Origin of the sequence: Cobetia sp. 1CM21F (assembly GCF_023161745.1) — a bacterium.
Lineage (GTDB): Bacteria > Pseudomonadota > Gammaproteobacteria > Pseudomonadales > Halomonadaceae > Cobetia > Cobetia amphilecti.
On the sequence record NZ_JALNTQ010000001.1, the window covers coordinates 1,046,406 to 1,066,224 of the forward strand.

Here is a 19,819-nt window from a genome sequence, read left to right on the forward strand (position 1 = left end):
CATGCTGGCCCTCGAGCATCTGACCACCCACTACGGGCCGGTGCAGGCGCTCAATGATGTCTCGCTGGCCGTCGGTCAGGGCGAGATCGTGACGCTGATCGGTGCCAACGGTGCCGGCAAGACGACGCTTCTGATGTCGATCTGTGGCGATCCGCGTCCGACCAGCGGGCGGGTGTGGTTCGAGGGCGAGGAAATCACCGGCACGCCCACGGCGCGCGTGATGCGCGGTGGGCTGTCGGTGGTGCCGGAAGGTCGCCGCATCTTCACCGGCATGACGGTGGAGGAAAACCTGGCCATGGGCGGCTATTACCAGAGCAAGGAGGAGAACGAGCGCAGCATCGAGCACGTGCTGGGGCTATTCCCGCGTCTCAAGGAGCGCTTCCAGCAGCGCGGTGGCACCATGTCCGGCGGAGAGCAGCAGATGCTGGCCATCGGACGTGCCCTGATGAGTCGGCCGCGGCTGTTGTTGCTCGATGAGCCATCGCTGGGGCTGGCGCCCATCGTGATCGGGCAGATCTTCGAGATCGTCGAGCAGCTGCGCGAACAGGGCACCACCATCTTCCTGGTGGAGCAGAATGCCCATCGTGCCCTGTCGATCGCCGATCGCGGTTACGTGCTGGAGCATGGTCGAGTGGTGTTGGCGGACAGCGGCAATGCGCTGCTGGCCAATGACGACGTGCGCCGCGCCTATCTCGGAGGCTGATCGCTCGCAGGTCGATCGGGTTCACCACACCAGAACGCCGCCTCCGGCACTGAATCGTCAGTGCCGGAGGCGGCGTCTTGTTTCGCTCTCGAGATGGGGATGAGGTGGAAGTGTGGGAAGGAGGGGAGGAGAGAACAAAGGCTGGCTCGGTCAGTGGTGTGCTGCTCGTGCCAGTCCCTTTATCAGTACCAGTGACCTGCGTGAGCAGAGGTCAGGCAGAGAGCGATTCGGGAAACTCTTCGGGCATGTAGGCGACGCCGTCATGAATGCGGTAATGATCGGTGGGGCCCGAGGCCTGGCAGCTGTTGACGCATGCCTGGCTGGCGGGAAGCTGGCGCAGGGGGTAGCGCACGCCGGCCTGGCACAGTTCCAGCATCTTCTTGAGCGCGCTGCGCTCACAGTAACCACACAGGCACTCGAGGGCGTTGTCGAGGCAGTCTTCTTCGCTCATGCCAGCGCCGTAGATGCGATTGTCATCACAGACGACGAATCCGAGAGCGCCGGGGGATGTGGCGGGTGTTGTCATGTCTGCTGCCGTATCAGGTACTGCACTGAGAATGTTGTCAGCCATGATGAACCTCATTGTGATGGGGTATTCCGGCTTCTCCGAGCCAGTCGCTAGCTTGTCTGTCCATGACCCTCTCTGGTCATGCCTCATCCCAGAGTAGACGGCGGTCGTCAAACTGCCATGCAAATCTGTTTGGCGCGTCAAGGACGAACCGATGCTGCGTCAGAAATGTGACAGAGAAATGACATTCAGGTGACTGCCCGGGTCCCACACCTGGCGGCCTCAGGTCGGCTGGCAGCCCGGCGACTGGCGGTAACGTGAGTTGAGCGCCAGCAATATCGCGGCACTTTCGGCATCGAAGGCCCCGCTGATTGCTCCGGGACGAAAATGTGCCTGGAACGCGGCAATCGCCAATTCGGGACGTGCGGCGTCCACCGGATAGCCGTAATGCGTGAGCGCCGTGAGCAGAACCTGCTGTGATGGCAGGCCCTCGCTTGCCAGCTGACGCTGGAAGCACAGCACGTCAGAGGTACGTGGCCAGGCACCGATGCCGGCCTCATGCAGACGCTGCCAGGGGAAGCGCGGGCCGGGGTCGGTCTTGCGCTCAGGGGCGATGTCCGAGTGCCCGACGACATCCACCGCCTTGATGCCATGGCGCGCGATGATGGGCTTGAGCAGCGTGATCAGTGCGCTGATCTGCGCCTCGCTCCACGGCGCGAAGTCACGCGAGGGGGACCAGCGTCTGGCGACCGCCGCCGTGGCGTCTTCCTGTTCGCCTGCCGGCAGTGGCACCAGTGCCAGCGGCCCGGCATTGACGATCTCGATGCCGATGGAGGTGTCATTGAGATTGCTGCGCTCACCCCACTGGCTGACGCCGGCATGCCAGGCGCGACGAGCTTCCGGTACCAGCGGATAGACGCGCGGCAGGCCGGTCGCGGGCATTGGCGACGACAGCAGATAATGCGCGCTGACCTGAGAGCCGGTCAGGCTGATCAGGGAGCCGCGCAGATCATCATCGGTGTAGTGCAGCACCAGATGGCGAACCCGCGAATTGCTCTTGCCCTGAGGAGAAGACGTCACCCAGTCGAAGATATCGCTCCCGTCACCGGCGCCAGAACCCGGCTGGGTGCCACAGCCTGCCAGCAACACAGTGAGCGTGGCAGCGGCCAGCGACAGCAGACGTCGCGACAAGAAGCGTGACGAGAAGGAGGGTGGCGAGCAGGGGCGCGGTGAACAGTAGCGTGGCGTCATTGAGCGGTCATCGTGGTTAAAAAAGGAGAAGCTGCTGACAAGACGGTACCGCAACGGGACGGCGGCAGTCGCCTCGCGATGCACGCGACTGCCGGCAGCGAAGCAGACGGCCCGGCCGGGAGAGCATCACGCAGACTGGGCCATAACCTGCTGAATTCTCATGACTTGCGGGTTGCAGGATTCGCTCTGCCGCCTCGTGCTCGCATGAGGTATAATCCTGCGCACCTGACCTGACGCTCGCCCCGTGGCGGCGCGATTGCCGTGCCTGACAACAGTAATCGCCCCTGTGCCCTGCGCGCCAGTGTGTCTGTCTTTCCCATCGCTTGCCCTTGAGGAGCCGATCCTGATGACCGTGATCCGCCAGGATGACCTGATCCAGAGCGTCGCCGACGCGCTGCAGTACATCTCCTACTACCATCCGAAGGATTTCATCGACGCCATGAACGCGGCGTACGAGCGTGAAGAGAATCCTGCCGCCAAGGATGCCATCGCGCAGATCCTGATCAACTCCCGGATGTGTGCCCTGGGTCATCGTCCCATCTGTCAGGACACCGGTATCGTCACCGTCTTCGTTCACGTCGGCATGAACGTGCGCTTCGAGGCCGACATGAGCCTGGACGACATGGTCAACGAAGGCGTGCGTCGCGCCTATCTGCTGCCGGACAACGTGCTGCGCGCCTCCGTGCTGGCAGACCCGGACGGCAAGCGTGCCAACACCAAGGACAACACGCCGGCCATCATCCACCACAAGCTGGTGCCGGGTGACAGCGTCGAGATCCACGTCGCGGCCAAGGGCGGCGGCAGCGAAGCCAAGTCCAAGTTCGCGATGCTCAACCCGTCCGACTCCGTGGTCGACTGGGTGCTGGAGCAGATTCCGAAGATGGGCGCTGGCTGGTGTCCGCCCGGCATGCTGGGCATCGGTATCGGCGGTACCGCCGAGAAGGCGATGCAGCTGGCCAAGGAGTCCCTGCTCGAGCCGATCGATATCCAGGAACTGCAGGCGCGTGGTGCCTCCAACCGTGCCGAAGAGATCCGTCTCGAGCTGTTCGAGAAGGTCAACGCCACTGGCGTCGGCGCCCAGGGCCTCGGCGGTCTGACCACCGTGCTCGACATCAAGGTCATGGATTACCCGACCCACGCGGCCAACAAGCCGGTGGCGATCATCCCGAACTGTGCGGCGACCCGTCACGTGCACTTCACCCTGGATGGCAGCGGTGTGGCAGAACTGCCGGCACCCAAGCTCGAGGACTGGCCGGAAATCACCCGTGAAGCGGGCGACAGCGTCAAGCGTGTCAACCTCGACACCGTGACGCCCGAGGAAGTGCAGAGCTGGCAGCCGGGCGACACCCTGCTGCTCAACGGCAAGCTGCTGACCGGTCGTGATGCCGCTCACAAGCGCATGACCGAGATGCTGGCACGCGGCGAGCAGCTGCCGGTCGACCTCAAGGGTCGCTTCATCTACTACGTCGGCCCGGTCGACCCGATCCGTGACGAAGTCGTCGGTCCGGCTGGCCCGACCACCGCGACCCGCATGGACAAGTTCACGCGCACCCTGCTGGAAGAGACCGGCCTCTTGGGCATGGTCGGCAAGGCAGAGCGTGGCCCGACCGCGATTGACGCCATCCGCGACAACAAGTCCAGCTACCTGATGGCCGTCGGCGGCGCTGCCTACCTGGTCGCCCAGGCGATCAAGAAGTCACGCGTGCTGGCGTTTGAAGACCTGGGCATGGAAGCGATCTACGAATTCGAGGTCGAAGACATGCCGGTGACCGTGGCCGTCGACAGCGCGGGCGTCTCCGTGCACCAGACGGGCCCGGCCAAGTGGAAGGAAATCATCGCCAGCCGCGCCTGATGACGGCCGAGTGATGAATCGTCACGTCCTTGTGGCATGCGTCCTTGTGACCTGCGTCCTTGTGGCAAGTGTCCTTGTGAGATGACCTGAAGAACCCCGCCCGTGATCGCTCATCGGCGGGGTTCTTGGCTTTGCGGCGCTCAAGACATCTTCCCGAGCGCCAACGCAACGGCATCGTCGCGCGCGCTGCTGTGGCATACTCTGGCAACCCTGACGCCTGCAATGGAGTTGCAATGACCGCCTGGCTACTCGGCTTTCTCCTGCTGACCAGTCATATCCTCGGTGCCATGTCCGCCGTCATGGCCCTGATGTCGAGCCGCACTTCACAAGGGGCGATCGCCTGGATTCTGTGTCTGCTGACGTTCCCCTACGTGGCGCTGCCACTGTACTGGGTGTTCGGACGTCCACGCTTCTATGGTTACGTCAGCGCTCGTGAGGAGCGCGACTCGACCATGCGTCGCGTGCTGATGCGCTTTCGGCCCAAGCTGTCGCCGTGGCTGTCACGCCCGCTGGGCGGCAACCCCACCCATCTGGATGCCATCGAGCGTCTGGCGATGATGCCGGTCACCACTGGCAACCGCGCCAAGCTGCTGATCAATGGCGAGCACACCTTCGATGCGCTGTTTCACGCCATCGATGCCGCCGAGGATTACATCCTGATCCAGTTCTTCATCGTGCGTAACGATGAGCTGGGGGTGCGTCTCAAGCAGAAGTTGATGCGCCGCGCCGAACGCGGCGTGCGGGTCTGTTTCCTGTATGACGAGATCGGCTCGCGCAAGCTGCCCGACGGCTATCTGAATGATCTGCTGGAGTCGGGATGTGAGGTCAGTGCCTTCAACTCCTCGCGCGGCTGGCGCCATCGCTTCCAGATCAACTTCCGCAATCACCGCAAGATCACCGTCATCGACGGCCGCTTCGGCTTCGTCGGCGGGCTGAATGTCGGCAATGAATATCTGGGCCATTCCGAGCGCTATGGCGCCTGGCGTGATACCCACCTCAAGCTTGAGGGGCCCAGCGTGATGGGCCTGCAGGAAGCCTTCTGGGAAGATTGGCACTGGGCAACCGGTGAGGTGCTGTCACTAGAATGGCAGCCACAGATCAGCTGTGACGAATGTCAGCATGTGGTGATCGTGCCCTCCGGTCCGGCGGACCGCCGCGAGACGGCCAGTCTGCTGGTGCAGCAGGCGATTCACTCCTCGGTCAGTCGCATCTGGATCACCAGCCCCTATTTCGTGCCGGACCAGGGCGTGCAGGATGCGCTCAAGATCGCGGCGCTGCGTGGGGTGGATGTGCGGGTGATGATTCCTGAGCGTCCCGATCACCTGCTGGTGTTCCTGTCGGCGTTCTCGTTCCTGTCCGAGATGATTCGCTCCGGCGTGCGTGTCTTCCGCTATCAGCCAGGCTTTTTGCATCAGAAGGTGATGTTGATGGACAGCCATACGGCGACCATCGGTACCGTCAATCTCGACAATCGCTCCTTCCGCCTCAACTTCGAGATCACGGCGTTCGTGCCCGATCACCAGTTCGCCTCGGAAGTGGAGGCGATGCTCGAGGAAGACTTCCGCCACTGTCGTGAAATCAGCTGCGAAGAGCTGGATGCGCGGCCGATGTGGCGCAAGCTGGTCTCGCGCGCGGCCTATCTGCTGGCACCCATCCAGTAATGCAGCATCCTGCATGCAAAGACTTACATGCAAAGCCCTGCATGCGACAAGCGCCTGCCGAACTGAGCAAAACTCGCTCGGCAGGTCTTGCCAATCGCCGCGCCAGCAGGCATCTTCTCGCTATAACTGATCGCCTTCTTATATCTTTAAAGAATAAGGTGAGAGCCTTGAGGTGCTTCACGTGCCACGCACGCCAAGCGCCACCGAGGCCGGCGATTTCATGATTCAGCGCTGAGACCCGCCATGACTGCTCAAGACTCCACCGCTAGCACTGCACCCTCCATCGACTATCAGTTTCGCGATGATGCGGATGTGATCGCCTTCGCGCGCCAGCATGTCGGTGCGCGCTATCCGGCCTTCGTGACCGCTGAAGCACTTCAGGTCGAAGAGATCGGCGATGGCAACATCAACTATGTCTATCGTGTCTGCACGCCGGACCGCTCCGCCTCGGTGATCGTCAAGCAGGGGCTGCCCTGGGTGCGCATCATCGGCGAAAGCTGGCCGCTGTCGCTGGTGCGTGTGCGCATCGAGGCGGAAACCCTGCAGTTCGAGGCCGACTGCGCGCCGGACCTGGTGCCGGCGCTTCATCATTTCGATGAAGCTCGCTCGGCGATCGTGATGGAAGATATCGGCGATCACCGCAATCTGCGCCATGCCTTCCTGGAGCGCGCGTCTTTGCCACGGCTGGGCGAGCAGATGGGGCGGTTTCTGGCCACCACGCTGTATCGCAGCAGCGACCTGGCACTCGATGCCCACGACAAGAAGGCGCGCGTCGCACGCTTCATCAATCCCGATCAGTGCAAGATCACCGAAGACCTGTTCTTCATCGATCCGTTCTGCGATCACGAACGCAACAGCATCAATCCGGCGCTGCGCGCGGATGCCGAAGCCCTGTGGCAGGACGCCGCCCTGAAGGTCGAAGTGGCGGAGCTCAAGCAGCGTTTCCTGTCCGCGCCCGAGGCACTGCTGCATGGCGATCTGCATGCGGGCTCGATCTTCGTGCGGGAAGACAGTACCAAGGTCATCGATCCGGAATTCGGCTTCTTCGGTCCGGCGGGCTTCGATATCGGCAGCTGGTTGGCAGCACTGTGGCTGGCGGCCTGCGCGCATACCGAGCTTGAGGGAGAGCAGGGCGACAAGCGTGACTACGTGGCACAGCTGCGTGCCCAGGCGGTCGCCAGCTGGGAAAGCTTCGCTCGTGAGTATCGTGAGCAGGCCGCCCACACGCCGGATGCCAGCTTCGCTGCGCCGGGCGTGGCTGAGCGTCTGTTGGCTCGCATGTTGCGTGACGCACTCGGCTACGCCGGCTGTGAGCTGATCCGCCGTACCGTGGGGCTTGCGCATATTCTGGAACTCGAATCCATCAGCGATGAGGCCACCCGCGCGCGTGCCGAGCGACGTGCGCTGTCGCTCGGGCGCGAGCTGATCATGACGCGCGAAAGCCTGAGCGATATCGATTCCATTGATTCCATCGATGCCCTGGTGGCGCGTCACCTCGCCTGAGGGCGGGCATGCCTGGCAGGAGTCGGGCGTTCAGGGCCCGGCTAGGGTAGACTCTGCGCTCCGCACCCACGCGCTTGCCCTGTCACGCGCGTGGTTCAGTCGAGGAGCATGGTGCTTTATCGGCAGAGTGACTGCCTGCCATCGCCTTTCCAAGACGTCTGCCTTTTCAAGAAGAGATTTTCATGGCCCTGTCTTCCACGCCTTACAAGGTGGATCTGTCGCTGACCGACCTGGATCGCGGCGTCTACGAGACCCTGCGCTTCACCGTGGCTCGTCATCCCTCCGAAACCGAACTGCGTCTCTGCGTGCGTCTGCTGGGTCACGCCCTGTGGTACAGCGAGAACATCGCGTTCGGTCGCGGCCTGTCCGATGTCGATGAGCCGGCGCTATGGGAAAAGAGCCTCGATGGCCGTGTCCTGCACTGGATCGAAGTCGGTCAGCCGGATGCCGAGCGCCTGACCTGGTGCTCGCGACGCACCGAGCGTACCTCGCTGCTGGCCTATGGCAGCCTGCGCGTATGGGAAACCAAGGTCGTGCCGGCGGTGGCGGGGCTCTCCAACCTCAACATCGCGGCCGTGCCGGAAGGTTCGCTGGACGCCATCACCGAGTCGCTGCCACGCAACATCAAGTGGACCGTGATGATCTCTGAAGGTACCATCTTCATCACCGATGACAACGGCCAGCACGAGATCAATCTCGAGTGGCTGAAGGGCGAGCGCTGAGCCACATCAGTCTCGCACCTGCCCCCAACGACAACGCCCCCGCAAGCATGGCTTGCGGGGGCGTTGTCGTTGGGGATGGCTCAGCCGGAGCGGCTGACGTGAGCGAGGCTGATTCGGTCCGGCCGCGGCTCAGATGACGCTCAGGTCCTTGTCGACCATCAGGCGGCCTCGGCCATTTTCCTTGGCGTGGTAGAGGGCGTCATCGCTGCGCTTGACCCAGCTCGACAGGGTGTCGTCGGGGTGCAATTCGCTGGCGCCGGTGCTGAAGAGGATCACGCCGTGCAGCAGGGGCGAGGCTTCGCAGCGCTCCCGCAGGCATCTGTCGAACTGGCGTGCCGTCGCCAGGGTGCCGGGAATCAGGATCATGAACTCCTCGCCGCCATAGCGTCCCGCTTCCCCCGAGAATTCCTGCGTCAGCTGGCTGACATGGCGTGAGAACTCTTCCAGTACCGTGTCGCCATACGGATGCCCGTGGTTGTCATTGATCATCTTGAAGTGATCCAGATCGCAGATCAGCAGACAGGCACTTCGCGAACGCCTGATCCAGGCTTCGGCCTGTTCATGGATGGCGCGGTGATTGTAGAGACCGGTCAGGCTGTCCAGCAGACTGAGCCGCTCGAGCCGTGCCGCATAGGCATTGGCGATATCGCGCTCTTCATGGATGCGTCGGGCATAGCCTGCGATCACCACGCTGAGCAGCCCGAAGGCCAGCGTGTAGCTGAAGCCCATATCGAGAAAACGCATGCCTTCGGAGGCATAGCGGCTGACCAGCCCCGGCCTTGCATGCTCAAAGGCCAGCAGTGCCCACGGCATGAACATCAGGCCGATGATGATGATGCCGCGGCGTCTGGGATTGGCGGGCAGTACCGCCAGCACATAGGCCGACGCCATCAGGTAAAACAGCAGGGTCGGGCCGGTCGCGCCATGATTGAACAGCCAGTTGCCCGGCAGCATCACGAAGGTGACCAGCGCACAGAACAGCCAGGCCATGCGCTGGAACTCACCATGAAAGCGCGAGCGATACCACATCAGGGCGATGAACGCGCTGGTGATGACCAGCACGATGTTGTACGCCGGCAGGGTGAGGTCCAGCAGGGAATTGAAGAGGGCCGAAATCAACCCGATGAAGAATGCGGAGACGAGAAAGCCATGATGGAGTATCTCGCGGGCGGAGCCGGTCTTGCCGACCAGCCAACGCCAGGAGGTAACTATCAATTTCAATGGGCTGACCATGTGACCTCGGGCATCGAGATGTCAGTGCACGCCAGGCACCAACCGGGAAAGGCTGGATGATACACCACCTCATCATCAGCCACAGCTCGCCAGAGCCAACGAAGGGCGCGCAAACCCTATGCTAACGCATGGCAGGTCAAAAAATGCCTCATCCATTACTGTGCGCAATGACGTGGGTCACTCTTGGTGCTATGCGCAATATATTGCCTGTTCGACGCTGGCGCGATAAATCCTGATGCCTTCCTAATGATTTGCGTCGCCGCGCCGTTACTTCCAGGGCGTGTAGCGGTAGCTGTCGGGGTCGTTGGCATCCGGGCTGTCGGCTTCCTTGAGGCGCACGAGGGTGTTGCCATCGTCATCCTCTTCGACTCCCGTGACTGTCACCGGAAAGTTGGGTGACAGGGCATCGAGTGCCGGCCATTGCCCCTTGGTGATCTGGCTGCCGGCGGCAGGGGCGCTGTCGGCGCTGACCTTGATGGGGTCTCCGCTGACGCTGGTGCCGCCCTTGAGCGTGGTGGTAAGCGTGAATTGGATCATCAGTCGCGAACTCCTCTGGACGATTGTCGTTCATGGGGCGTTGCATTCGAAGGTGCGCAATGAATGCCTGCTTCATGAACATGCGTCGCACCCGGGCATTTTGCAATGCCGACAGCGGATTCAGGTGTCACTGCGACACCAGATCACGACGCAGGTAAAGAAATGTGAGATTCCTGCTTTTCTTTTTGAGATCAATGCGGTACATTACGTCTCGTCTTGAGGGGGAAGCTCTTCCGGACACTGTCGGGACGTGGCGCAGCTTGGTAGCGCGCTGCAATGGGGTTGCAGAGGTCGCAGGTTCGAATCCTGTCGTCCCGACCAGATTCAAGTGAAAAGGCCATCCGGAAACGGATGGCCTTTTTGCGTTTTCGCATGTCGAAAAGATTCCTGCCTCTTCACTGTTCGCTCTGTGCTCTTCATTTTTATTCTCCGCTCTTCTGTTCCATTCTCTGCGCTCCTCACTTCCCTTCTTCATTTCCTTTCTTGCGATAACCAGCCTGCCTCGCGCATCTCGCCTTTGTCCGTATTGCTCACTTTCCTGGCGCCTCAGCTCTATCAGCACTGTGCTCGCGCAAGTTCTTTTGTGTTGATCCAGGCAGATGCCTCTGACATGTGGCCCTGAAAACGCTGCCGATTGAGTTGATGTGGATCAATTTTCTGTCGGTTCGAAGGGTGGGGTAGGCAGGATGAGTTCTCTAAGCATGTAAGTATTAGAGTTTTCGTATATACTGCGCCAGTCGATATTGGGGGTGATAATGAAAATCATAGACATTTACACGGCATCTCGATTCAATCCCGAACGATCCATCCTCAGAGAACAGCTGGGCGGAGGCTATGTGGTGCAGACCTGTGCCGTGGCCGCCGAGAACTACTGCTTCGAGGTCTCTCAGTCGCGCCATTTCATCCTGGGGTTTGAGGTCGCGGGTGCACGCAGTGCTGAATTTCTGTCGATCATCACCGAGGATTACGTCTTCCAGCATCCCGGCATTCGCCCGGAAACGCTCTCGGCCTACCTGCAGGATCGCGCCCGCCATCCACTGCGTCGTCGCGCAGCCTCTGCGCCTTCCGCCACTGCGTCGGGCGCCGCACGGCGCAGTGTCACCAGCGTTGCCGTTGGCTGATGATGCTTGAGGCGACGCTCTTCAGCGAATGCCGTTGCGCCGTGCTGAGGTGAAAATCAGGCCAGAAGCAGGCAAGAGACCGGCGCGTGCAGGGCTAGCGAGACAGCAAGAAAGACAGTCAGGAAGACTATAAAGACAAGAAAAATTAGAACGGCAAGGAAGGGTAGAACGCAGCGCTGGGGAAGGGGAGCTGTTTAGAGAAGGCTGCGCAGGTTTTTCACTTTTTACGGCGCATAATTTTCGGCACGGGCTTTTGCGGCACACACTTTTTACGACGTTCACTTTTCGCCGTGCATCTACTCTTCGTCGTGTATTTGCGCGCCGCATGTATTCGCAAGGCGCGCGCAGGGTCACGTTCTGGCCCGATAGCGCCTGAGCGCCCAGACCGTAGTGGCGAGGCTCAGACAGCAGAGCAGCGGCAGGGCGACATCGAGACAGGAATCCAGGTTCCAGTGTTGCAGCAGGCCGTAGTCCCAGCGCTCCGCCTTGGGGCCGTCGCCCTTGTATTCGTGCTGAGCGATCTCGCGGCCCACAAACAGGGCGACGGCGATGGCGCCTGCCGACCACACGCCAAATAGCGGCCATAGCGCCAGCTGGATCAGCACGGCGATCACGCCGTGCTGAACGGCACTGTTCAGAATCTCGGCCGTCATAGCTCAGCCATCATGCTGTAGGCCCTCATCCCCCGACCGTCATTTCTCGACCGTCATTTATCGGCCCTGGTTGTTCGATCAAGCTTGCGCCTCTCACGCATAGCCCAGCGCCTTCTGCAGGCGCTCGGCGTTGTCGGCGACCCACCGGGCATTGATCGGCCCCCAGTCACGAATCACGTAGTGGCCGATATTGTTGCGCTGGCCTTCCTCGCGCTGGAATTCACAGACGATCTCGAGCTCGCCCAGGGCGGTGATGGTGTCCTGGGCGGTGCGCCGTGGCATGCCGGTGGCGGCGATGATGGCCGGTACGCTGGCGATGTCATGCGCGATGAGGTGGGCCACGAACAGGCGTCGATAGAAGCTCGTCTGGGTCTTGCTCAGCGGGGTGTCGGACATGGGGGCTCCATACGGCGAAGAAGGGGGCTGTCGAGAGGTGATCAGTGGCTCAGGGTGTAGTCGATGGTGGTCACGACTCTGACGTTCTTGATGTCCGGGGTATAGCTGTCGAGATCCGAGATCGAGAAATAGCCCTGGCTGGCATGCTTGATGTGACCGACAGTGCTGCCGGAATCCTCTGCGAACTGCTGGGCGGCGCGCCGGGCATCCGCGGTCGCGGCCGCGATCATGTCGGGCTTGATGGCTTCAAGACCCGTGAACAGGAATTCGGTGCGATAGGCATAGTCAGCCGAGAGCAGGATACCTTCGCGCACCAGCTCACCGGTCAGTGAGGCACTCTGCTTGACGAGGTCGACCTTGGGCGAGCGCACCAGCACCGTGGCTTCGGCGCGATAGCGCTCATCCGGACGCTGGGCGTTGTAGCTGTTGGCGTAGAGGTCAGTCACCTGGGGAGAGGTCACGCTGACCTGGTCGGCGGGGAAGCCCCGGGCGGTGAGAAAGGCGCGAATCTTGCGCTCATCATTGGCCAGCGCCTCATGAAGGCCGGTCAGCTGATTGGCATTGACGCTGAAGTGCAGCGGCCAGAGGGCCAGATCGGCCTTGACCTCACGCTCCGCGAGCCCCTTGACCGTGACCACGCGGCTGGAAGATTCCCACACCTGCGCGGCCTGCTTGAGATAGCTGCCACTCCAGACCATTCCCACGGCCAGCAGGCCGCCCAGCACGGCCGAGCTGATGATGTTGCGCATGAATTGTCGTCCCTGACGTGAGCTGTGAGCTGGCCGCCGCCTGTGGCGAGGTCAGTCCTGTACCTTGCCGCGCATGGCCTTGATCTTGCCCTTGCGCGTCTTGCTGTCGACGCGGCGACGCTTGGCCCCCTTGCTGGGCGCTGTCGCACGGCGCGCCTTCTGCACCTTGACGGCTTCCAGAATCATCGCCTTGAGGCGCGCCAGCGCATCTTCCTTGTTCAGCTCGAGGGTGCGATGGCTCTGCGCCTTGATGATGATGACGCCTTCCTTGCTGATGCGCTGATCCGACAGCTGCATCAGGCGCTCCTTGTAGAAGCCGGGCAGCGTCGAGCGCTGCACATCGAAGCGCAGGTGAACGGCGGAGGCGACCTTGTTGACGTTCTGGCCGCCATTGCCTTGGGCGCGAATCTGGGTAAGGTCGATTTCCCAGTCGGCCAGCGCTACCGAATTGGAGATGGTCAGCATATTGAATCTCCTTGTTTTTGGGACTGTGTGGTTTGTCACGCAGGCACAGTCAGTGAAGCGATGGTCCATCTTAGCCTATTCGCGCACTGGCTTCAGAATGGCGCTTGAGTCTGCCCCTCCATTCGGTCAGCTCGCGACGCTGATCGTCTGCCCTCGTGTCACAGCGCAGAGAGCCGTGAGAACTGTCATGAAGAGGAGGAGAGGCGAGGAGGAGAGGCGAGGAGGCGAGGCGACGATTTATCCTGATATGGCGTTGAGGGAGGGTGAGTTCAACCGCGCGCTGCCCGAGACGCCCGGATATCGGGTACCCTGCTGGCTGCGTCTTGCGTCAAGTCTCTCTACTTTGCTTAGCCCCTCTCCCATCCTCTGCAGAGCGCCTCATGGATATCCCGCATCAGCGTCTCGTCTATTTTCAGGTCACCGTCGAAGCCGGCTCCATCCGGCGTGCCGCCGCGCGTCTGAACATCGCCCCCTCGGCTGTCAGTCGTCAGATAGGTCTGCTCGAAGAGGCCATGGCCGCCTCGCTCATCGAGCGTACCCGTGACGGCGTGCAGCCGACGCGGGTCGGCGAGATGCTGCTGGATTACATCCTGCAGCGAGAGAAGCTCGACCAGCACCTCGGCGAGCGTCTCGATGCCTATCAGCGGCTGGAAACCGGAGAAATCCGCCTGATCATCGGCGAAGGCTTCGTCGGCGACATCATCAACAGCCCGCTGCGCGCCTTCCGCAAGCAGTACCCCGGCATCACGCTCAAGGTCGATACCGGCAGCATGCAGAGCATCATCGACAGCGTGATCGAGGATGAGGCGGATATCGGCCTGATGTATCACGAACGGGTCCATCCCCAGCTGCGCTTCTGGCATTCAAGCCCGCAGCCGCTGGTGGCCATCATGTCGCCGGAGCATCCGCTGGCGTGCGAGACCCATGCGCTGACGCTCGAGGAAGTGGCGCAGCATCCCATGGCGCTGTGGGGGCCGAGCCACGGCGTGCGTCAGCTGATGGACGATGGTTTTCGTGAGGCAGGGGTGCGTCAGCTGATGGACGATGGTTTTCGTGAGGCAGGGGTGCGCCCGCATATGGTGGTGCAGACCAATTCCATGGAGGTGCTCAAGCAGGCGGCGCGCTCCGAACTTTGCATCACGCTGTTACCGGCCTTCGCCGCGGCGCGTGAGCTTCAGGAGGGCGTGTTGATCGCGCGGGATGTGGAGTGCGCCAGCTTCCGCCAGGCCCGCGCACATATTATCACGCGGGTCGGGCGGCGCATGCCGCGTGCCAGCCTGCAGCTACTGCGCCATCTTGAACGCTGGATCGCGGCGTTCAGTGGTCCGCGTCAGGAAGCGCGCTGATAGCAAGGGCTTGTGGTCTAGGGGCTCTGGTTTCGGTCAGGCGAGGCGGGGGCAGCTGGGCGGGCACCTTGCTCAGCCAGCGATCGCACAGATGATGGAGATCATCCTCGTCCGCCGGACACAGCTCCGGCGGCTGACAGCGCTCGAAGACCGCCTTCATCAAGCCTTCCGGCAGGTTGAGCGTGGTGACGAAACTGCGTGCCAGGCGCAGGTCGCGGCGCAGCTGACCGGTGGAGATCCCCGAGTCATAGCGGCCCGGCAGCACCCAGCGCGGAAAATTCACCTCGCTCACGGCACTGCGCCCGGCGCCGAGGTTGATGGCATCGATGCACGCCTGGGGTGTCACGCCCGCGCGATAGGCCATGGCGACCGCCTCGGCGGTGGTGATCAGATGCGCGGCATGCAGATAGTCGCTGGCCAGGGCGGCGGCATGGCCACAGCCAGCGTCCCCGACATGCAGATGCTGCGTGCTGATGATGTCGAGCAGCGCTGACATGCGCGTCACTGTCGCCTCATCGCTGCCGATCAACAGCGTCAGGCTGGCATTCGCCTCATCGGCCGGATTGCGACTGGTGGCCGCTTCCAGCCAGTGATGGCCGGCGAGGCGTGTCTGCACGGCCAGTTCGCGGCTGAGCGTGACATCACCACTGCAAAGATCGATCACGGTACTGCCGGGCGGCGCCCTGCGCAGCAGGCCTTGCTTGCCTGTCAGTACCTTCTGCACCTGTTGCGATGTGGCCAGCGCCATCAGGTAGACCTCGGCGCTGAAGGACGAATGGCTCGCGACTTGCCCCTCGGGCGCTGCCACTGGCATGACGCCCTCGACTCCGGCATGCGCAAGCGCCTGTATGGCCCGAGTGCCAATGGGCGCATCGCCAATCACGCAGATCTTCATGCTGAGCATCCCTCGAGGGTTTGTTCACCTGGCCTCAGGCGGCGGCCAGCAGCTGACGCACCAGCGACGTCCAATAGCTGACGCCGATGGGCGTGGCCGCATCATTGAAGTCGTAGTGCGGGTTGTGCAATGAGGCGCTGTCTTCGCCGTTGCCCAGCCAGATATAGGCGCCCGGGCATTCCTGCAGCAGATAGGCGAAGTCTTCCGAGGCCATCGAGGGCGGCAGATCACGATGGACCCGCTGGATGCTCGGCAATTGCTCGAGAACGCTGGCGCAGCGTTCGGCATGGCCGGGTGCATTGAGCGTCGCGGGATAGCGCGGCTGATAGTCGAAGTTGACCTTGAGACCGTGGAAGGTCGCCATGGCATGGACGGCGTCATGGAAGCGCTGTTGCAGATGCGCGCGCAGTGTCGGGTCGAAGCAGCGCAGGGTACCGCGCAGTTCGACCTCTTCCGGCATCACGTTGAAGGCGTCGCCGGCATGGAACTGGGTGATGCTGAGAATCGCGGTCTGGTGCGCCGGCGTCTCGCGGCTGATCAGCCCCTGCAGCTGGGTCACCAGCTGACAGGCCGCCAGGATGGTGTCCTTGCCCAGATGCGGCATGGCAGCGTGGCAGCCGTGGCCGCTCAGGGTCAGGGTGAAGACATCGAAGGCCGCCATCACCGCCTCTTCATGCACCGCCGCCTCGCCGAGCGCCAGCCCCGGCCAGTTGTGCAGGCCATAGATGGCATCCATCGGGAACTGCTCGAATAGGCCGTCCTCGACCATGCGGCGGCCGCCGCCTTCGTTCTCCTCGGCCGGCTGGAACACGAACACCACGCGGCCGGCAAAGTCAGGATCGCGCGCCAGTTCACAGGCCGCGCCCAGCAGCATGGTGGTGTGGCCATCATGGCCGCAGGCATGCATCTTGCCCGGCGTGTGCGAGCAATGTGAGACAGCGTTGGCCTCGGTGACATCCAGCGCATCCATGTCGGCGCGCAGGCCGATGGTCTGGCCCTTGCCCAGCTTGCCGTCGAGCACCGCGATCACGCCGGTCTCGGCGAGTCCCGTGGTGACTTCCAGGCCTGCCGCACGCAGGATCTCGGCGACGCGCGCCGAGGTGCGGTGCTCCTCGAAGGCCGTCTCGGGATGCTGATGAAACTCATGACGCCAGCTGCGCAGCAGTGCCTCGTCGATCTTGTCGGGTAGTTGCATGCTGAATTCCTGTGGAAACCGGCACCCTGGAGTGCCGGCGTGAAAGTGATGAGAAGGGGGTAGCAAAGTGAGAAGCGAAGGGTAATGCGAAAGGTACAGCCCGAAGCCCTAGTGATCAGAGCAGTGCCTGCGCCACGACCGCCGAGCCGATATAGGTGCCAGTGAAGACCAGCAGCGAGATGATCACCAGCTTCCAGCCTGCCTGGCGGAACATGCTGAACTCGCGCTTGCTCAGCGCCAGACCCGCATAGCCGAGTACCGGCGTGACGATGGCGAGGAAGTTGACGAAGCCCAGCTGCTCGGTGATCCAGCCGCTGCCCGGGAACCACGGCAGCGTCATCAGGATGCTGACCAGCGACACCCAGGCGATGGCCGGCAGGTAGAAGGGCATGATGCGGGCGACCAGCAGGCCGAGCATGGTCATCACGTACAGGATCAGCATGCCGGGGGCGGCGTCGATCAGGCTGGCGCCATTGATGGTGTTGACCACCCAGCCGACCACGCAGACGGCCGCGACGACCATGGCCGTCTTGCCCAGCTGGTTCTCCGGGCGGTCTTCCACCAGCGCGTCTGAGGCCAGCTTGGCTTCCTCGTCATTCATGGCGTCATCGCTGCCGGCCCGCTTGCGGCTGAAGAAGCGGAACAGGCGCTCGGCGACCGGCAGGGCGATGAACAGCGAGACGTAGAGGCCGGTGGCATAGGTCAGCAGGTTGCTGGCGCCGGCGAAGGCCAGCAGCTCTTCGCCCATCTCCGGCAGGGCACCGGCGATGGCGCCGGAACATGCCGCCACCATGCTGCCGCTGCCGACACCGCAGGCCATGGCCAGCGCACGCGGGTCGAAGATGTCCAGCGAAGTCAGATAGCCTGCCATCAGTGCGAACCACAGGGTGCCGAACATGGTGCCCACGACATAGACACCCATCACGCCGACGCCTTCCGGGCCCTTGAGGCCGTACTTGTCGGAGATGATCGCGATATTGGGTTCACGCGCGATGGAGTAGGTCGCGCCGATCGCCTCGCGGCCCATCTTGAGCACCACCACCGCGATCGGCATCGCGATCAGCATAGTGCCCAGATTGCCCAGCTCCTGCAGGATCAGCGCCGGACCCGCCGAGATCAGCTGCTCGATGGCCGGGCCGATGGTGGAACCGAAGCGGGCGATGAACGGCATGATCGACAGCAGGATGACCGGCCCTGCCGCCGCGCTGACCACCGGCGGGATGAAGCGCCTGGTACCACTGAACAGGTGCGGATTGCACAGTACGGCGGCAATGAAGGCATAGAACAGCGGCAACAGCAGCAAGGTGCCGGGGCCGAGCGGGAACTTGAGAATACCGATCAGTTCGGCGCCGAGAGACAGCACCACGACCAGCAGGTGCAACCGCCAGTCCAGGAGTTGAGAAAGGGGCATGTGGGACTCCGCTTGTTATTGTAGTTTCTTCAGCTGATGAAACGTCTGGAATGCAGCGCCTCGGGGCATGCCCGCGGCTGTCGGCTGCCACCCTCTGCCGGGGCGGTCAGCGCAATCCAGTATTGTCAGGAGCGGTGCTCTAAAGAAACACGGAGGGTGTGCGAAAAAATAGCGCGGGTCATCTTTACTACTGAACCAGACGCCCACAACGCGACGACCCGACACGCCGCATGGGGCGGCGTGTCGGGTCGTCGGGTGTATCGAACGTGTCGGGTGTATCGAACGTGTCGGGTGTGTTGAGTGTGTTGAATGTGTTGAATGTGTTGAGTGTGTCGAGTGTATTGAGAGTGTCGAGCGTGTCGCGACTGACCGCAGGCCGCCATTCACGGCCCGGCGGGCAGTCAGTCGCGGGTGATCACGCGCAACAGCTCATGGCAGGCGCCGAGGCTATGATAGTCACACTTGGCACCCGGCGAGCTCTTCAGGTCATCGAAGCGCTGGTTGTCGGCATTCAAAAGGCGATACCAGGCACCGTGCTGGTGGTCGATGAAGTGCTGCCAGGCGTAGCCCCACAGGCGCTCGTACCACTCGGCGTAGTGTGAATCGCCGGTGGCCTCGTGCAGCAGCGCCGCGGCCACCAGGCTCTCGGCCTGCACCCAGAAGTACTTGTCGTCGTCGCAGATGGTGCCATCCGGCGCGAAGCCGTAGTAGATGCCGCCACGTTCGCTGTCCCAGGCCAGATCCAGGGCGGTATCGAACAGACGCTGCGCGGTCGGCAGCAGCCAGTCGTCATCGCGATGACGCTTGAGCATCAGCAGCAGCTTGGCCCACTCCGTCAGGTGACCCGGCTGGAAGCCCCACGGACGATAGAGGTTCTTGGGGTCGTCGCGGTTGTAGTCCCAGTCGACGTTCCAGTCGCGATCGTAATGCTCCCAGATCAGGCCATCGGCCTTGGCGGCCTGACGCTGGCAGATGTTGCTGGCCAGGGTCATGGCGCGTTCCAGATAGTGCGCCTCGTCGGTGGCTTCGAAGGCGGCCAGCATGGCTTCACAGGCATGCATGTTGGCGTTCTGGCCACGGTAGTCGGACAGCGTCTGCCAATCGGCGCTGGCCTCGTCGGCATATAGCCCCGCCTCTGGCGACCAGAACTTGTCTTCCATCAGCGCGCGGGTCTCCTCGAGCCAGCCGCGGGCCTCCTCGATGCCGGCGCGCCAGGCCGTCGCATAGGCCAGCATCACGAACGCCAGGCCGTAGCACTGGTTGGTGTGGTCTGCCTCGCCTTGCTCGCTCAGCGACCACAGATAGCCACCGGTCTGCGGATCGAGATGCACATCGCGCAGATAGTCGATGCCGTGACGGGTCGCGGCCAGACACTGCTCATCACCGCTGCGCAGATATTCCATCGCGAAATTGAAGACCATCCGCGTGCTGCTGACCAGATGACGCGCCGCGGGCGCATACACCGTGCCGTCGTCGCGCCAGGCCTGGAAGTAGCCACCGCGTTCATGGTCTACCGCCTTGGGAAGATAGAAACCCATGATCGAGCGGATATGCATATCCAGAAAGCCGCGGCTGGCGAACGTTGCCGGCATGGGCGGTACTGCCTGACGTGACAGCG

At 62.6% G+C, this 19,819-nt stretch carries 19 protein-coding genes and 1 tRNA gene; 8 read left to right on the forward strand and 12 right to left on the reverse strand.

Annotated features, from left to right (window positions below):
• Position 1 precedes the first annotated feature (1 nt).
• Entirely contained in the window at positions 2–703 is a 702-nt protein-coding gene (locus tag MSG32_RS04200; RefSeq protein ID WP_248378425.1) for an ABC transporter ATP-binding protein, read from the forward strand.
• A 211-nt stretch (positions 704–914) separates the two neighbouring features.
• Here the strand turns inward: MSG32_RS04200 and MSG32_RS04205 are convergent, their stop codons facing one another.
• Both MSG32_RS04205 and MSG32_RS04210 read right to left on the reverse strand, forming a co-directional pair.
• Entirely contained in the window at positions 915–1,274 is a 360-nt protein-coding gene (locus tag MSG32_RS04205) for a hypothetical protein (protein ID WP_248377970.1), read from the reverse strand.
• 219 nt (positions 1,275–1,493) lie between these two features.
• Entirely contained in the window at positions 1,494–2,462 is a 969-nt protein-coding gene (locus MSG32_RS04210) for an N-acetylmuramoyl-L-alanine amidase (protein ID WP_248377972.1), read from the reverse strand.
• A 346-nt stretch (positions 2,463–2,808) separates the two neighbouring features.
• Between MSG32_RS04210 and MSG32_RS04215 the strand changes: the two genes are divergently transcribed.
• From MSG32_RS04215 to MSG32_RS04230, 4 genes are all read left to right on the forward strand, one after another.
• Positions 2,809–4,314: a fumarate hydratase gene (locus MSG32_RS04215; protein WP_054556993.1), complete on the forward strand. Its 1,506-nt coding sequence runs from the start codon at positions 2,809–2,811 to the stop codon at positions 4,312–4,314.
• Positions 4,315–4,547: 233 nt separating this feature from the next.
• Complete coding sequence (gene cls, locus MSG32_RS04220; protein ID WP_248377974.1) at positions 4,548–5,975, forward strand: cardiolipin synthase; 1,428 nt, start codon at positions 4,548–4,550, stop codon at positions 5,973–5,975.
• Between the two features lie 243 nt (positions 5,976–6,218).
• On the forward strand, positions 6,219–7,478 hold the full coding sequence (gene mtnK, locus MSG32_RS04225; RefSeq protein WP_248377976.1) for an S-methyl-5-thioribose kinase: 1,260 nt from the start codon (positions 6,219–6,221) through the stop codon (positions 7,476–7,478).
• A gap of 182 nt (positions 7,479–7,660) precedes the next feature.
• Positions 7,661–8,200, forward strand: a complete 540-nt coding sequence (locus MSG32_RS04230) for a YaeQ family protein (protein ID WP_043336867.1) — start codon at positions 7,661–7,663, stop codon at positions 8,198–8,200.
• Positions 8,201–8,329: 129 nt separating this feature from the next.
• Here MSG32_RS04230 and MSG32_RS04235 read toward each other — a convergent pair whose 3' ends face one another.
• Both MSG32_RS04235 and MSG32_RS04240 read right to left on the reverse strand, forming a co-directional pair.
• The gene (locus tag MSG32_RS04235) at positions 8,330–9,421 is read right to left on the reverse strand and encodes a GGDEF domain-containing protein (protein WP_248377978.1); all 1,092 of its coding nucleotides are present in this window, start codon (positions 9,419–9,421) and stop codon (positions 8,330–8,332) included.
• A 279-nt stretch (positions 9,422–9,700) separates the two neighbouring features.
• Positions 9,701–9,970: a hypothetical protein gene (locus MSG32_RS04240; protein WP_107334657.1), complete on the reverse strand. Its 270-nt coding sequence runs from the start codon at positions 9,968–9,970 to the stop codon at positions 9,701–9,703.
• 244 nt (positions 9,971–10,214) lie between these two features.
• Here MSG32_RS04240 and MSG32_RS04245 point away from each other — a divergent pair.
• Positions 10,215–10,291, forward strand: a tRNA-Pro gene (locus MSG32_RS04245).
• A 518-nt stretch (positions 10,292–10,809) separates the two neighbouring features.
• Positions 10,810–11,091, forward strand: coding sequence for a hypothetical protein (locus tag MSG32_RS04250; RefSeq protein WP_248377980.1), 282 nt, complete (start codon positions 10,810–10,812; stop codon positions 11,089–11,091).
• Between the two features lie 350 nt (positions 11,092–11,441).
• Here MSG32_RS04250 and MSG32_RS04255 read toward each other — a convergent pair whose 3' ends face one another.
• The 4 genes from MSG32_RS04255 to arfB all read right to left on the reverse strand — a co-directional run bounded on the left by MSG32_RS04255 (position 11,442) and on the right by arfB (position 13,354).
• Positions 11,442–11,744, reverse strand: coding sequence for a hypothetical protein (locus MSG32_RS04255; protein WP_248377982.1), 303 nt, complete (start codon positions 11,742–11,744; stop codon positions 11,442–11,444).
• Positions 11,745–11,837: 93 nt separating this feature from the next.
• Positions 11,838–12,140 (reverse strand): winged helix-turn-helix domain-containing protein, encoded by a 303-nt coding sequence (locus MSG32_RS04260; RefSeq protein ID WP_248377984.1) that lies wholly within the window; start codon positions 12,138–12,140, stop codon positions 11,838–11,840.
• A gap of 41 nt (positions 12,141–12,181) precedes the next feature.
• Positions 12,182–12,889, reverse strand: a complete 708-nt coding sequence (locus MSG32_RS04265) for an SIMPL domain-containing protein (RefSeq protein ID WP_131432172.1) — start codon at positions 12,887–12,889, stop codon at positions 12,182–12,184.
• Positions 12,890–12,940: 51 nt separating this feature from the next.
• Positions 12,941–13,354, reverse strand: coding sequence for an alternative ribosome rescue aminoacyl-tRNA hydrolase ArfB (arfB, locus tag MSG32_RS04270; protein ID WP_043334927.1), 414 nt, complete (start codon positions 13,352–13,354; stop codon positions 12,941–12,943).
• A 380-nt stretch (positions 13,355–13,734) separates the two neighbouring features.
• On the opposite strand from arfB, the gene MSG32_RS04275 reads away from it, so the two are divergent.
• Positions 13,735–14,700, forward strand: a complete 966-nt coding sequence (locus tag MSG32_RS04275; protein WP_248377986.1) for a LysR family transcriptional regulator — start codon at positions 13,735–13,737, stop codon at positions 14,698–14,700.
• Here the strand turns inward: MSG32_RS04275 and MSG32_RS04280 are convergent.
• The 4 genes from MSG32_RS04280 to MSG32_RS04295 all read right to left on the reverse strand — a co-directional run bounded on the left by MSG32_RS04280 (position 14,672) and on the right by MSG32_RS04295 (position 19,793).
• Positions 14,672–15,514, reverse strand: coding sequence for an NAD-binding protein (locus tag MSG32_RS04280; protein WP_248377988.1), 843 nt, complete (start codon positions 15,512–15,514; stop codon positions 14,672–14,674). The two genes, MSG32_RS04275 and MSG32_RS04280, sit on opposite strands and share 29 nt — an antisense overlap.
• A 115-nt stretch (positions 15,515–15,629) precedes the next feature.
• Positions 15,630–16,790, reverse strand: coding sequence for a M20 aminoacylase family protein (locus MSG32_RS04285; RefSeq protein WP_248377990.1), 1,161 nt, complete (start codon positions 16,788–16,790; stop codon positions 15,630–15,632).
• A gap of 115 nt (positions 16,791–16,905) precedes the next feature.
• Positions 16,906–18,201 (reverse strand): DUF3100 domain-containing protein, encoded by a 1,296-nt coding sequence (locus MSG32_RS04290; RefSeq protein ID WP_248377992.1) that lies wholly within the window; start codon positions 18,199–18,201, stop codon positions 16,906–16,908.
• Positions 18,202–18,602: 401 nt separating this feature from the next.
• Positions 18,603–19,793 carry an AGE family epimerase/isomerase gene (locus tag MSG32_RS04295; RefSeq protein WP_248377994.1) on the reverse strand — a complete coding sequence of 397 codons (1,191 nt, stop codon included), beginning with the start codon at positions 19,791–19,793 and terminating at the stop codon, positions 18,603–18,605.
• Between the last annotated feature and the right edge of the window lie 26 nt (positions 19,794–19,819).